Annotated in this window: 12 protein-coding genes; 4 read left to right on the forward strand and 8 right to left on the reverse strand. The window is 69.9% G+C overall.

The genetic code is table 11. The features are described 5' to 3' along the window. The first annotated feature begins 84 nt into the window (after positions 1 to 84). Positions 85 to 723 (forward strand): hypothetical protein, encoded by a 639-nt coding sequence (locus VFB40_RS22890; protein ID WP_324853983.1) that lies wholly within the window; start codon positions 85 to 87, stop codon positions 721 to 723. Positions 724 to 753: 30 nt separating this feature from the next. Here VFB40_RS22890 and VFB40_RS22895 read toward each other — a convergent pair whose 3' ends face one another. Further along, positions 754 to 2013 (reverse strand): S-adenosylmethionine:tRNA ribosyltransferase-isomerase, encoded by a 1260-nt coding sequence (locus VFB40_RS22895; RefSeq protein ID WP_324853985.1) that lies wholly within the window; start codon positions 2011 to 2013, stop codon positions 754 to 756. After that, entirely contained in the window at positions 2013 to 2798 is a 786-nt protein-coding gene (locus VFB40_RS22900; protein WP_324853987.1) for an SDR family NAD(P)-dependent oxidoreductase, read from the reverse strand. Before VFB40_RS22900 ends, VFB40_RS22895 begins: the two co-directional genes overlap by 1 nt. 161 nt (positions 2799 to 2959) lie before the next feature. Here VFB40_RS22900 and VFB40_RS22905 point away from each other — a divergent pair, with 161 nt between their 5' ends. Genes VFB40_RS22905 through VFB40_RS22915 form a run of 3 tightly spaced genes read left to right on the forward strand, consistent with a single transcriptional unit; the run spans position 2960 to position 7780 of the window. Next, positions 2960 to 4135: a GAF domain-containing sensor histidine kinase gene (locus tag VFB40_RS22905; RefSeq protein WP_324853989.1), complete on the forward strand. Its 1176-nt coding sequence runs from the start codon at positions 2960 to 2962 to the stop codon at positions 4133 to 4135. After that, positions 4128 to 4802, forward strand: coding sequence for a response regulator (locus tag VFB40_RS22910; protein WP_414642134.1), 675 nt, complete (start codon positions 4128 to 4130; stop codon positions 4800 to 4802). Before VFB40_RS22905 ends, VFB40_RS22910 begins: the two co-directional genes overlap by 8 nt. 23 nt (positions 4803 to 4825) lie before the next feature. Next, positions 4826 to 7780: an FAD-binding and (Fe-S)-binding domain-containing protein gene (locus tag VFB40_RS22915; RefSeq protein ID WP_324853993.1), complete on the forward strand. Its 2955-nt coding sequence runs from the start codon at positions 4826 to 4828 to the stop codon at positions 7778 to 7780. Positions 7781 to 7785: 5 nt separating this feature from the next. Here the strand turns inward: VFB40_RS22915 and VFB40_RS22920 are convergent, their stop codons facing one another. From VFB40_RS22920 to VFB40_RS22945, 6 genes are all read right to left on the reverse strand, one after another. Further along, positions 7786 to 8718, reverse strand: a complete 933-nt coding sequence (locus VFB40_RS22920) for a hypothetical protein (protein WP_324853995.1) — start codon at positions 8716 to 8718, stop codon at positions 7786 to 7788. A 48-nt stretch (positions 8719 to 8766) separates the two neighbouring features. Next, the gene (locus VFB40_RS22925) at positions 8767 to 9750 is read right to left on the reverse strand and encodes a hypothetical protein (protein ID WP_324853997.1); all 984 of its coding nucleotides are present in this window, start codon (positions 9748 to 9750) and stop codon (positions 8767 to 8769) included. 239 nt (positions 9751 to 9989) lie between these two features. Then, complete coding sequence (locus VFB40_RS22930) at positions 9990 to 10241, reverse strand: hypothetical protein (RefSeq protein WP_324853999.1); 252 nt, start codon at positions 10239 to 10241, stop codon at positions 9990 to 9992. Positions 10242 to 10622: 381 nt separating this feature from the next. Then, on the reverse strand, positions 10623 to 11282 hold the full coding sequence (locus VFB40_RS22935) for a DUF1707 SHOCT-like domain-containing protein (RefSeq protein WP_324854001.1): 660 nt from the start codon (positions 11280 to 11282) through the stop codon (positions 10623 to 10625). A gap of 94 nt (positions 11283 to 11376) precedes the next feature. Then, positions 11377 to 11982 (reverse strand): DUF1684 domain-containing protein, encoded by a 606-nt coding sequence (locus tag VFB40_RS22940; protein WP_324854003.1) that lies wholly within the window; start codon positions 11980 to 11982, stop codon positions 11377 to 11379. A gap of 292 nt (positions 11983 to 12274) precedes the next feature. Further along, positions 12275 to 13393 carry a LysR family transcriptional regulator gene (locus VFB40_RS22945; RefSeq protein WP_324854005.1) on the reverse strand — a complete coding sequence of 373 codons (1119 nt, stop codon included), beginning with the start codon at positions 13391 to 13393 and terminating at the stop codon, positions 12275 to 12277. Positions 13394 to 13416: the final 23 nt, after the last annotated feature.

Here is a 13416-nt window from a genome sequence, read left to right on the forward strand (position 1 = left end):
CCGGGTGCGGAAGGTCGCCGCAACCCCTCCCTGGACTGGTGTGCGAGCGCATAGAATTCCACCTCCAAAGGGAGGGGTGGCGGCGTGGAAGCCGAGGACAGCGAACCCGCAGGGCGGACCGACCGGGTGCAGACGGTCGGGGCGGAAGAGGATGCCGGCGTCGCGGTCGGCCGGGCGGCCGATGCGCCCAAGGCTGCCGGGACCGGTGGGGCTGCCGATGCCGCTCAAGCGCCTGGGGTGGAAGCACGGCAGCCGTCCGCTGACCCAGACGCCGATGCCGACGCCTCCTCTGACGCCAGCGCCACACCGAACCCCGCCCCCGACGCCGACGCGGCAGTCGTCGACGGTGCCGAATTGGACCCTGACGCCGCCCTTGACGCGGACCAGGCCTCGCGCAAGGGTCGGCCGGTCAGCAGCGGCATCGGTTGCGCCGCGCTGCTGCTCCCCCTCGTCGCGGTCGCCGGCGCGATCCTGTGCTTCGCGGCCGGGATCCTGTCCACGGTCACCGGCTGCACCCCGAACGGCTCTGCGCTGTGCTCGGCGAACGGCGCCTGGTTCGAGTTCGCGCTGCCGCTGTTCGCCTCCCCGATCATCGCCGCGGCGACGGCCATCGGAGCGGTGACGGTACGCCGCCACCGCTCCAGTTGGCTCGCCGTGGGCTACGGGATCGTGTTCATCAGCATCATCGTGGGCCTGGCCTCGGCCTCGACCGGATCGAGCTGACCGCGCCCCGCCACGCATGCGCTCCGCCGGCTACCGCAGCAGCAGGTTCACGTCGCCGAACTCGTGCCAGAGGTACCGCTCGCGGATGGCCTCGGCGTAGCAGAGGTCGAGCAGCGGACGGCCCGCGACGGCTTCCAGCATCAGCAGGTGCGAGGCGCGCGGCTCGTGCCATCCGGTCAGCAGGCCGTCCACGGCGCGCACGCCACGCTCCGGCGTGATGATCAGATCGGTCCATCCGTCGGCCGCGTGGACCTTCCCGTCGAGGTCAGCGGCCGATTCCAGCGCGCGCACGGCTGTGGTGCCGACCGCGATGACCCGGCCGCCGTGCGCTCGTACGTGGTTGACCAGTCTGGCCGTGCTCTGCGGGACGCGGTATCGCTCGGCGTAGGGCGCCTCGTGCGCTTCCGGCGACGCCACACCTGTGTGCAGCGTGATCGGCGCGATGAGGACGCCGCGCGAGACGAGCGCCGCGACGAGTTCGAGCGTGAAGGGCCGGGCCGCGCTCGGCATCTCGCTGCTCCCCGGCTCGGCCGCGAAGACCGTCTGATAAGCCGACAACGGCCAGTCCCGATCGACGTACGAGTAGCGGATCGGCTTGCCGTGGCGGCTTAGGAAGGCCGTCAGCGGGCTGACCGCAGCCGAGTTCGCCGTGCCTGACGGCTCGCCGCCCCTGCTCGGGAGCCGGAAGTGCGCGTACCAGAGTCGCTTGGTAAACGCGGCGGTCAGCAGGAACGAGGCGCCTTCGGGCAGCGCGATCTCCAGGCCCGGTCGGGCGGGAGACGGCACGGTCAGCACAGTCTTGCCCGCCGTCCGGCCCGCGTGGCGCCCCGCTTGCGCGTAAGGCACCGTGCTGCCAGCGTGCGGCCTGCGCAGCTCGACCAGGTACTCCCCTCCCGCACCGGGCTCGGCGCTGGACACGTGCACCGCGACCGGCGTGCCGTCCGGCAGCCTTCCGTTCAGCGCCGCGGGCAGCGTCCCCGAGTTGTTGACCACGAGCAGGTCGCCGGGGCGCAACACCCGCGGCAGGTCGGCGGCGGTGTGATGCGAAAGCTCCAGGCCCTCGCGGTGCCCGACCAGCATTCGCACCGCGTCGCGCCGCAGGCCTCGCGCCTCCGCTGGTGCGCGTGCGGACAGTTCCTCGGGGACCGTGAAGTCGAAGCCGGTCTCGAACGCGTCGAGACCGGGGAAACCTCCGTTCTCGTCGAACCCTGACTCTGCGCTCCCCCGCCGGCCAGCGCCCGATCCGGCGCGCAATTCCCCGAGCTGCGCCACGTCACGGATGAGCATCATCAGACTTCCTCCTTCGTGCGCAGCAGGTCGCTGGCGAGGTAGCGGCCCGAGTCCGGCCAGTCGCGCAGCAGCGCGCGGAACGCCGGGATCACCGTCTCGGGCAGCGGCCGGTCCGAGATGTCTTCGCCGGGGAACGCCTCCTGGTGCATCCGCGTGCGCATGTCGCCCGGGTCCACGACCCAGACGCGCAGCTCCGGTTCCTCCTGCGCCAGGATCGCCGAGGCGTGGTCGAGCGCCGCCTTGCTCGCGCCGTAGCCGCCCCAACCCGCGTACGGCTCGACAGCCGCGTCGGAGGAGATGTTGATGATCGCGCCCCCGGTCAGGCGCAGCTGCGGCAGCACGAGCTGGGTAAGCGCGATCGGGCCGAGGACGTTGACCTCGAAGGTTTCCAGCAGCCCGGGCAGCGGGAACGCGGCGAGGGTAGGCAGCGCGGCGCCCTTCAGGTCGTAGCCGGTGAGCGTCGAGGCGTTGTTCACCAGCAGGTCGGCGCCGCCGAACTCGGAGGCGGCCTCGGCCAGGTCGGCGCGGTGGTCGTCGTCCACGACGCTGCCGGCCAGCGCCGCGACCTCGGTGAGCGCGGAAAGCTCGGCGGCGGTCTCGTCCAACTCGGCGGCGCCGCGCGCGGTGAGCACCAGTCGCCAGCCGTCCTTGGCCAGCGCCCGTGCCAGCTCCCGGCCCAGGCCGCGCGAGGCGCCGGTGATCAGCGCGACCGGCCGGTGCGCCTCGTCCGCGCGCCGTCCGGCGGCGCGGGCCTGGATCCGTACCTCGTCCACGGTGTCTGTCATCGGTTTCGGTGTCGATGTCGGTGTCATGGCTCGACTCTCCCTCCGGCCGGCCCGCGCGCGGATCGGTCCGCCGACCGGACCGGGCCTCGTCCATCGGTCCTAGGACCACGGGCGGAGCAGCGGCCGATCTGCGGATCCGGGCGGCGCGCTAACGTGGAGAGGTGTCCACCACCGCAGACCGATCGCAGGCCCTGGCCACGCTGCACGAGCTGAGCCAGGCGGTACTGACGATCAGCCGGCACCTGGACACCGGGGAGGCGCTGCGGCGGATCGTGCGCACGGCGCGCGAGCTGGTGGGGGCCGAGTACGCGGCGCTCGGCATCCCGGACGGCGCGGGGTCGTTCGCGCGGTTCCTGGTGGAGGGGATGACCGACGAGCAGTGGGCGGCGATCGGGCCGCTTCCGCGCCAGCACGGCATGCTCTCGGTGATGCTGCACGACCCGCGGCCGCAGCGGCTCGACGACATCACCGCCGACCCGCGGTTCGGCTGGTGGCCGAAGGCGCATCCGAAGCTGACCGCGTTCCTCGGCGTCCCGATCCGGGACTGCGACGAGATCCTCGGCGCGCTCTTCCTCGGCAACACGACGCCCGCGCAAGACGGCGAGGGCTTCACCGAGCAGGACGAGGAGCTGCTGACGGTGCTCGCTGCGCACGCGGCGATCGCGCTCACGCACGCGCGGCTGTACGAGCGGGAGCGCGAGCTGGCCATCGCGGAAGAGCGCACGCGGCTGGCGCGTGAGCTGCACGACGCGGTGGCGCAGAAGCTGTTCGCGCTGCGATTGACGGCGGAGGCGGCCAGCGGTTTGGTGCAGGGCGATCCGCAGCGGGCACGCACGCACCTGCGCCAGATCTCGGTGCTGGCCAAGGAGGCCGCCGAGGAGCTGCGCGCGGCGGTCGACGAGCTGCGGCCCGCCGAGCTGGACGAGGACGGCTTGGCGATCGCGATGCGCAAGAAGGTCGACGTGCTGGATCGGGCACAGCAGAGCCGCGGCGGTCCGCGCCTCACGTTCCGGGACACGCCGATCAGCGCCCTTCCTCCCGCACACGAGCAGGTGGTGCTGCGGGTGGCGCAGGAGGCGTTGCACAATGCCCTGAGACACGCGGAGGCGAAGCGGATCGAGATCTCGCTCGGGCCGCTTCCGCGCGGCGGGGCAGTATTGTCAGTGGTCGATGACGGGGTCGGCTTCACGGCGGATTCGGGCACCGGCGAGCGCGGGCTCGGCCTGGTGTCGATGCGCGAGCGGGCCGATTCGGTCGGCGGGAGGGTGCAGGTGACCTCGACTCCGGGTCAGGGCACGACGGTGCGCTTGGAGGTGCCCGGTGGACGTCCTGCGTGAGGAAGAAGCCGGCACACCAGCGGGCGCGCGGTCGGGGAAGATCAGCGTCCTGATTGCCGACGACCACCCGATGGTGCGGCAGGGACTGCGCGTGTTCCTCGAACTGCAACCGGACATCGAGGTCGTCGGCGAGGCAGCGGACGGTGCGCAGGCGGCGCGGCTCGCGCAGGAGCTGCGGCCGGACGTGGTGTTGCTGGACCTGGTGATGCCCGGGACCGACGGGGTGACGGCCATCGAGCTGATGGCCGAGGCCGCGGTGGACAGCAGGGTGCTGATCGTCACCAGCTTCGGCGAGCACCGGACCGTGGTCCCGGCGATCCGGGCCGGTGCTCGCGGCTACGTCTCCAAGGAGGTCGAGCCCTCCGCATTGGCCGCGGCGATCCGCGCCGTGGCCGCGGGGCATGTGCTGCTCGGTCCGGAGGTGGCGGCGGCGCTGCTGAGCGGAGATGCGTCGCAGACCTCTGAGAACGGCGGGGCCGAGCCGCAGCTGACCGCGCGCGAGCGTGAAGTGCTGGACCTGATCGCGCGCGGCCGCTCCAACCGCGAGATCGCCAGAGCCCTGACAGTCTCGGAGAAGACCGTCAAGACGCACGTGTCCAGTGTGCTGATGAAGCTGGGCGTCGCCGATCGCACCCAGGCCGCGCTGTGGGCGGTCCGCCATGCCTGAGTCCGCCATGCCTGGGCACGGGAATGAGTGAGCCCCTCGAATCGGCGCTGCGTGAGGCCCTGCGCGGCGACGTCGAGTTCGGTTCGAGTACGCGCGCCGTGTACGCGACCGACTCGTCGAACTACCGCCAGGTACCGATCGGCGTCGTTTTCCCGCGCGACGAGGCGGACGTTGCCAGTACGCTGACGATCTGCGCGCGGTTCGAGGTGCCGGTGCTCGGCCGGGGCGGTGGAACCTCGCTCGCGGGCCAGGGCTGCAACGAGGCCGTGATCGTCGACTTCAGCCGGTACATGACCGCGATCCTGGAGATCGATCCGGCGGCGCGGATCGCGCGGGTGCAGCCCGGTGTCGTGCTCGACGATCTGCGGAGGGCGGCCGAGGCGCACGGGTTGACCTTCGGGCCGGATCCGGCCACGCACGCGTGGTGCACGCTCGGCGGCATGATCGGCAACAACTCGTGCGGCACGCACGCGTTGTTCGCGGGCAAGACGGTCGACAATGTGGAGCGGCTGCGCGTCGTGGCGTACGGCGGCGAGCGGTACGAATTCGGGTCCTACGATGACGGGCAGTACGCGGGCCTGGTGAAGTCTGGGGCCGGCGAGGCGGCGATCGTCGGCTCACTGCGAGAGATCGGCCGGCGCAGCGCCGACTCGGTGACGAGCCGCTTTCCGCAACTGCCGAGGCGCGTCTCAGGGTTCAACCTCGACCAGATCCTTCCCGGGCGCCCGCTGCACGTTGCCCGCTTGCTCGTGGGCACGGAGTCGACGTGCGTGCTCGTCACCGAGGCGACCGTGCGGCTGATCCCGAGCCCGGCGCACCGGCGCCTGGTCGTCCTCGCCTACCCCGACGTCTTCGCAGCCGCCGATGCCGTCGCGGGCCTGCTGTCTTCGCTCGACGCCGGCCTGATCGGCCTTGAGGGCTTCGACGCGACCCTCGTCCGGCAGATGAAAGCGCACCAGCTGAACCTCGATCATCTCAGCCTCCTGCCAGACCTCGGCCAAGCGCTTGAACGCGATCGCGGTGGTTGGCTACTCGCCGAAATCGGCGGTGATAGCGCCGACGAGGCCGACGAGCGCACCGAACGCTTCATCAGCCGTCTTTCCTCCGAGCTCCCCTACCGCCGCATCGACGATCCGGCCGAGCAGCGCGGCGCATGGGCGATTCGCGAATCAGGACTCGGAGCCACCGCGATCCGCGAGGACGGCAGCCACAACCTGGAAGGCTGGGAGGACGCCGCCGTACCGCCTGAGAAGCTCGGCACCTACCTGCGAGAGATCGCGAGGCTCTGGGACGAATTCGGATATGCGGGCGCGTGGTATGGCCACTTCGGCCAGGGCTGCGTGCACACGAGGAACAACTTCGACCTGCACACCGAGTCAGGCCTGCGCACATACCGCGAATACGTCGAGCGCGCCGCCGACCTCGTCGCATCGCTGGGAGGCTCGCTTTCCGGCGAGCACGGCGACGGGCAGTCGCGCGGCGAGCTGCTGGAACGGATGTACGGGCCCGAAATCGTCGCCGCTTTCCGACAGGTGAAGGCGGTGTTCGACCCCAAGGGCAGAATGAACCCGGGAAAGGTCGTGGACCCGTACCCGCTGGACGAGAACATCCGGTTCGGCCCAGCGTACAAAGTCACTGCCCTAACTCCCAAGTACTTCCCCTTCGCCGAGGACGCCGGTTCGCTCCAGCATGCCGCGGAGCGGTGCGTCGGCGTCGGCCGCTGCCGGCGGGACGACGCGGGCGTGATGTGCCCGTCGTATCGGGCGACGCGCGACGAGCGGCACTCCACGCGGGGTCGGGCGAAGCTGCTTGTCGAGCTCTTCCAGGGCGAGGTCACGCCGATGTCCTGGCGCAACGCGGATGTCCGCGAGGCGCTGGACCTCTGCCTGGCCTGCAAGGGTTGCGCCGTCGACTGTCCCACTCACGTGGACATGGCGACGTACAAGGCGGAATTCCTCGCGCATCACTACCGGGGACGCGTGCGCCCCCGCGAGATGTACGCCCTCGGCCTCGTCCCGTGGCTTGCCCGCGTCGCGACGCGCGTGCCCGCGTTAGCTAACGTCGCGTTGTCAGCACCCGGAATCAGCACACTGCTGCGCCGCGCCGCCGGCGTCACCACCGATCGTCCCGCCCCCCGCTTCGCGTCCAAATCCCTGCGCCGCGCCCAACGAACCAGGTCTCGGCCAACGTCACCGACACCGACACCGACACCGACACAACCCACGGTCGTCCTGTGGCCCGACACCTTCACCGACGCGTACCGCCCAGATCTCGCCCTCTCCTGGAAGACAGTCCTCGAAGCAGCGGGCGAATCCGTTGCTGTTCCCACCGAGTGGGCCTGCTGCGCGCGTCCGCTCTACGACACCGGAATGCTCGACCTCGCCCGCAAGACGCTGAGACAACTGGTCGATGTGCTCGATGAGCACATCGACCGGGAGACGCCGGTCGTCGTCCCCGAGCCGAGCTGCCTGGCCGCGTTCCGCGACGAGTTGCCGAAGCTGCTCGCCGACGACCCGCGCGCCGCGAAGCTCGCGGCCCTCTCCCGCTCCCCCGCCGAGCACCTGCTCGCGACCGGTGCCGTCACGAAGCTGCGGCCGCAGCGAGCTTCCGGACAGGCCGCGTCCGGCCGCGTCCTGATTCACCCGCACTGCCACGCTCGCGCCGCCCACGCCTCCGACGCGGACCGGCTGCTCCTCGAAGCACTCGGCTTCGACGTATCAGTACTCGATGCCGGGTGCTGCGGCCTGGCCGGTTCCTTCGGCTTCAGCGCGCAGCACGAACCCGTGTCGAGGGCCATCGGCGCGGAGCAGTGGCTGCCGCGCCTCCGGGACGCAACCCAAGACAGAACACTGGTCATCGACGGATTCTCCTGCGCGACGCAATACGCGCACCTCGCACCGACCGGCTCCACCAGCCCGACCACCCTCGCCGAGCTGCTGCGTGCCCACATCAGCGCCAAGACGACAAGCTCCGCATAACCAGGTCACTCAGGGAAGTCGAGCTCACCGTACGTTTGAAGCACGTTGCGGTACGCGGCGACATCGTCGGCGACGAACGGCCTCCAGACGCCGGTCAGATAGTTCGGACCGTCGGTCAGCAGGACATACGAGACGATGTACTCAAGCTTGATCTTCGTCAGGAACGTGCACTCGGGCAGGTCGCCGCCGACGATCGCGATCTCGGTCGCCTCGTCGACGGTCGGCGCGTTCATCCACAGCCTGTCCCCCCGGTCCGACTTCTTGCGAAAGTCGACTCCGAGCGTCTTCTCGGTGATCGGGTACTCCTTCATCGTGCTGGGCAGTTTGATGCCGTACTGCCACCTGCCGTTCGAGGCCCCTTGGGCGTCTCCCGGGTTCGGCCCGGTGGAGATCGTGGGTAGGCCGTGGCTGTTCTTCGTGATCCGGTACACGGCGATCCAGTCGCTCACACTGTCGAACTTCAGGGCGAGCGCCTTAAGCCCGCTGCGAACGAGTCCTATGTCGCCGCCTTCGAGGTGCTCGAATCCGCCGTGCTTCTGCATCGTCCACGGGCTGCGGCCGTCGGCCCGATAGAATATCCCGGCCGTCTTGACCGGGACCGCGAGCGTCGCCAGCGGCTTGAGGTCTGCCATAAGCCTCGCGACCCGATCTCCCTGCGTCTCTTGAAGCATCCGGCTCACAGAGCTCAGGTGCCGATCAATCTGCGTGAAGAGCGCTATCATCTCTCTTATACGGCCGTCTAGTTTCTTCGACCAATGCGTGTCGCGGAGCCTAAGCCGGACGTCGTAGTCGTCGATGATGCGCTTGGCCTCCGGGTCCTTCTCGAGTCTTGCGGCCAGGCTCGACTTGAACGCCTTGGCGGTCGGGGGGCCGCCGGGCGGAGGCGGCGGGGGCCCGTCGGCGCCCTGGTCGTTGGTCGAGAAGCTGGTTTCGGACATGGTTGTGCCCTCCGGGTCACGTGGTCGGGGTCGGGGCAAGCTGACTGGTCACTGATCGGCGCCGGCGAGTTCGAGCAGTACTTCCCGTACCGCCTCGACGATCTGCGCCTCGGAGAGCTCCCCCGCACCGGGGACGTCTTCGAGCGCTCCCGTGACGCTGCGTCCGACCAGTTCCAGCAATGCCGCCTCGGCAGGGTCCGCGCCATCGGCGAGCGCTGGATCCGGCGACTGCGGGACGGGCGGATACGGCGTACCGACCTCCTCGTACGGCCGCCACTGGTTCCGGTCGAGCCACGTCGCAGACGGTTCGTGGTAGGGGAGCCACAGCCCGGCGTCGTCATGGAAGCGACACCACTGCTCCTCGCGCCACCGCTCCCATACGCCGTCAGCGGTGTGGTGGTACTCGAACTCGCCGTCCTGCGCCACGAAACGGCGCCAGCGGCCGCTTTCCACGTCGAAGTGCTGCTCACGCAGATCTTTCACGGAGTCGGCCTGCAACTCCCCGCGAAGATAGAGGTTTCCCTCGCCGTCCACATAGCCGCCTGGACGGGATTCGTCGGGCCACACGGGTGTCCGGCCGTCGCGCAGATACCACTGCTGCTCCATCGCGTGGTACATGAGCCCCTGGTCCTCGTCGTACTGGAGGGCGGCGGCGTGAAGAGACAGCTCGACCGGGGACCACGCGTCAGCCGGCGCATAGCGATCGGAGGCGTAGACATCCGCGCCATTGACATCCTTGCTGACCCAGTAGCCCTGCCACTCCTTCCCGAGTCCGTACGACTGCGCCGGCGCCGCGAGCGTGATCATCCGCAGGTGCTCGAAGAGCAGCTCCTCGCGACCGGCGTAGTCGCCGGATCCCTCGAGCCGTGCGACGAGTTCGGCGTATCCGCGATCACCGTCGACCAGCGCTGGGCAGCCCCGGCGAACCGATTCATCGAACGCGACGAAGGTCGTGGCGGCGACCCACTGTTCGCCGTCGCGCCGCAGGCCCGCGAAGAGATCCTCATAGAGGTCCCAATCGGTGAACGACATCGCTGCCACCCTGCTCTCAGAAGATTGCCGGCCGCCGCCGAGAGCGACGGGTCAGCCCTGGTGACCACCTTCGCCCCGGAGCGGTCCCGGCGCCTGCCTCAAAGCGCGGCGTCGGGCGCAGACGCGATGCTCGATCAGACAGCGACAGAGGCCTGCTTCGCCTCGCGACGAAACAGCCCTCTGTCGCACTGAACGCCGCCCCGGAGGGCGGCGTTCAGTGTCAGGTGGGTGAGCAGTTCTCAGTCGAGGTTGATGTAGCCGTTCCAGTTGAAACCGTCGTAGGCACAGAAGCCGTCCACGGCGCCGTACTGGGCCTCGGCGTTCGCGACGGTCACTTCGCACCAGTACTCGGAGGGCCCGTGGTAGACCTGCTCCTGCACGTGGACCTGGGGCCGAACCGTGGCCGCGTCTGCCGAGACCGCCGTTGCGCCGATGACGGCTCCGGCGCCTGCGACGATCAGCGTCGCCTTGAATATCGCGTGCTTGCGCATGAGATCTCCTCCCGATGCGGCGCTGTGCGCCTGTCTCCGTGGCGAGGACACCGGGGCCGGAAGTCGACGTTCACCCCCGCGTCCTGCCGACACAGAGAACGATGGCAGCGGCGAAGGCTGGAGCCACGAAACCCGTACGAGCTCGTACGACCCCGTACGCCCGCCAGTCCCCTGATTGGCCAGTCGCACCGGTCTACACAAGCCGCCGTACCGCAGCCGTTACAGCAGGGATCTCATTCGCACGCTCCGCGACGCGCGCGCCCGGGTTAGCTAACGTCGCGCTGTCGGCGCCCGGAATCAGCAGGCTGCTGCGCCGCGCCGCCGGCGTCACCACCGATCGCCCCGGCACGCCCCCCGGCTCGATGCGGACCGTGCCGTCCCTCACGAGGTCAGTTCGCCGCGCTGCTTCTTCTCGAGCTCCTTCGCTGCCTTGCGCCGCCCGGTCACTCCAGCCCAGAACGCGATTCCCACCACTCGCACGATCGGCGCGCCCGGCGGCGGCAGCTCCACGTCGTCGGAGGTGGCGTCGTCGTATCCGCCCATCAACCCGAAGCCCTCGATGCGCAGGTCGACGCCCTCGGGCGCGATGATGTCGATACCGGCCATGATCGCGTTCGCGCGGATGACCGTTTCGCGCTCGGCGAAGGTGGCTTGGCGCAGATCGAGGACTACACCGCCCCAGAACGAGAACGCGTTGTACCGCGCGGGCACGACCCATCGCCCACGCCGATCCGAACCCGACATGATCGCGATCGACCAGCGACGCTTCGTGGGCGTTCCGCCGATCAGCGGTGTTGCCACAGCGGAGCTGGCTGTCGCGGGGAGCGGTGGCGTCGTTCCGGCCGCCGGAAGATCGCGGGTCAACGGTTCCAGCTCGGCGTAGGTCTTGGCCGAGTAGGCGCGCTCCAGCCGCTCCTCAAGCTCGTCCATCGTCAGCCGACCGTGTCCCGCGGCCTCGCGCAGTTGCTCTGCCACGCGCTCACGGTCGGAGTCGGAGGCACGCATTTCCAGCGCGGTGTTGGGGTCCCCGGTGTCAGCCATGTCGGGATTCTAGCGAAGCAGCTAGCGGCTGATCAGCCCGAGGATCGCGCCACTTCGCCGGAAACGATGAGGCGTTGCTCCCGCTGTCGGCTCGTCACAGCCGCTCGCCAGCACGTATCGGAACGTTGATGGTGTTGCCCGGCGGAGCGAGCGGACACTGCCATTGCGCTTCATACCGGCATGACGGGTGATACAGGAAGTTCAGGTCGACGACGAGGCTTTCCGCATCGCCGCCGAGGTCCGCGCTCTTTGCGGTGTCCAGCAGGTAACGCCCGCCGCCGTAGCTTTCCGTGCCGGCGGTGCCATCGCGCACGGGGAGGAACAGCCCGCCCGCGTACTGCCGCAGCCACCAGACGTCGAGCGTCGCGCCGATCGGTTCGGGAAGTTCGACGCGGCCGACCAGCCGCATCGCGGTGTTGCCGTCGCCGTCGGTCGGCAGACTCAGGCCATTCGGCTCGCCGGGCGGCAGGATGGGCAGCTCGAAACGCAATCGGGGGTCGTACGGCCAGTACGGCACGCCGGTCCCGCGCATCGGATCGCCAGGTGGCAGCGGGCTTTGCGGGTGACGCCGGAACAGGTCGTCGCGGCCCACGCGCCACAACTCATGCGCGCGCTCTGGGTTCGGGATGGCACGGACCGCCGCGTAGAGCACGCTGACCTCGCGGCGCCAACCCGCCAGCTCAAGCTCGGGGATGTTCATGCGAACCGTACGTCCCTCTCCGTAGCGGGTTCTGCCGAGTCCAGCGAAGCACACGGCGATGACACGTTGGCCGCTGAGCGCAAGGCTGTCATCGATCAGTAAGCGGGTAGCGCACGTGGCATTGATCAGTAAGCGGGAAGCGTCGCACGCAGGATGACGGTGACGCACTCACGGCATGAGCAGGCCGCGCACCGCCGCATGATCCGCAGCAGGTCGCCCGTCAGCCCGTCGCCGATACGCCCACGGCATGAGCAGGCGGCGCACCGCCGCATGATCCGCAGCAGGTCGCCCGTCAGCCCGTCGCCGGCACGCTCACGGCTTGAGCCAGGCGTGCGGCGTCGGCCTTTGCACTCGCCGATGCTTGCCGGAGGGCCGCCACTGCGCGGGAGTAGTTCGCGCCCTTGCGCATCGCGGCGGCGATGCGGCGGCGCGGGGCGTCCTGGCCGATCGGCAGGACGCGCACCGAGTCGGGGACGATCGGCGGCAGGCCGAGTTCCGGCACGACGGTCACACCAAGTCCGGCCGCGACGATGCCGACCGCTGCGAGGAAGTCCGTCGTGTAGTGCGCGGCGCGGGGCTGGAAGCCCGCCGACGCGCAGGCTGCGGTGATCACCTCGTTGCAGGAGGTCCAGCGCCGCGACTGGATCCAGGGTTCCTCGGCGAGCTCCCGCAGGTCGATCGGATCGACGCTCTTCGCCAAGCGATGCCGGGCCGGAACGACGGCCCGATAGTCGTCGACGACCAGGGACTCCAACACGACGCGGGGGTCGGCCAGGGCGGGACGGTTGGGCGCGATCATCACGACCGCTACGTCCACTTCGCCGTCGAGCAGCAGCGCCAGCGCCTCCTCGGACTCGGCCTCCTCGATCGAGACCCGCCAACCCGGGTTCTGCTCGCAGAGGTCGGCCACCGCCTTGGCCACGAAGGCCGCGATCGCGGTGGGGAACGCGCAAACTCGGAAGCGGGCGGCGGTTCCCTCGCGGAAGTCGCGTAGTTCGGCGTCGGCACGCTCGTATCGTTCGAGGATCGCGTCGGCGTGGTCGAGCAGGATGCGGGCCGGCTCGGTGAGCACGACGCCGCGTCCGCGCCGCTCTACGAGGGTGCAGCCGGTGGACTTTCCGAGCGCGGTGAGCTGTTGCGAGACCGCGGAGGGAGTGAGGTGCAGGGCCACGGCGGCGGCGTTTACTGTGCCGTGGTCGGCGAGTGCCCTCAACGTTCTAAGATGCCTCGGATCGATCACCGTGCTCGCCTCCCGTCGCGTGCGCGAAGGTGCGCACCGTCCGCGCTGGTCGGGTGGGGTACGGTGCGGTGCGAGGAGTGCCACGCGGGGCCGTCTTGGCCGGGCGCGCAATCGGCCCGGGGCGGGGTGGAGCGGGGTTCCACCGAGCACCGAGCACCGAGCACCGAGCACCGAGCACGAGTATCCCGATTCAG

Origin of the sequence: Actinocrinis sp., from assembly GCF_035650855.1 — a bacterium.
In the GTDB taxonomy this organism is placed as follows: domain Bacteria; phylum Actinomycetota; class Actinomycetes; order Streptomycetales; family Catenulisporaceae; genus Actinocrinis.

Bases quoted from the DNA above. Each gene is read 5' to 3' on its own strand.
- VFB40_RS22915 (WP_324853993.1), top strand. From the start codon at position 4,826: ATGAGTGAGCCCCTCGAATCGGCGCTGCGTGAGGCCCTGCGCGGCGAC.
- VFB40_RS22900 (WP_324853987.1), bottom strand. From the start codon at position 2,798: ATGACAGACACCGTGGACGAGGTACGGATCCAGGCCCGCGCCGCCGGA.
- VFB40_RS22930 (WP_324853999.1), bottom strand. From the start codon at position 10,241: ATGCGCAAGCACGCGATATTCAAGGCGACGCTGATCGTCGCAGGCGCC.
- VFB40_RS22935 (WP_324854001.1), bottom strand. From the start codon at position 11,282: ATGGCTGACACCGGGGACCCCAACACCGCGCTGGAAATGCGTGCCTCC.
- VFB40_RS22920 (WP_324853995.1), bottom strand. From the start codon at position 8,718: ATGTCCGAAACCAGCTTCTCGACCAACGACCAGGGCGCCGACGGGCCC.
- VFB40_RS22940 (WP_324854003.1), bottom strand. From the start codon at position 11,982: ATGAACATCCCCGAGCTTGAGCTGGCGGGTTGGCGCCGCGAGGTCAGC.
- VFB40_RS22925 (WP_324853997.1), bottom strand. From the start codon at position 9,750: ATGTCGTTCACCGATTGGGACCTCTATGAGGATCTCTTCGCGGGCCTG.
- VFB40_RS22895 (WP_324853985.1), bottom strand. From the start codon at position 2,013: ATGATGCTCATCCGTGACGTGGCGCAGCTCGGGGAATTGCGCGCCGGA.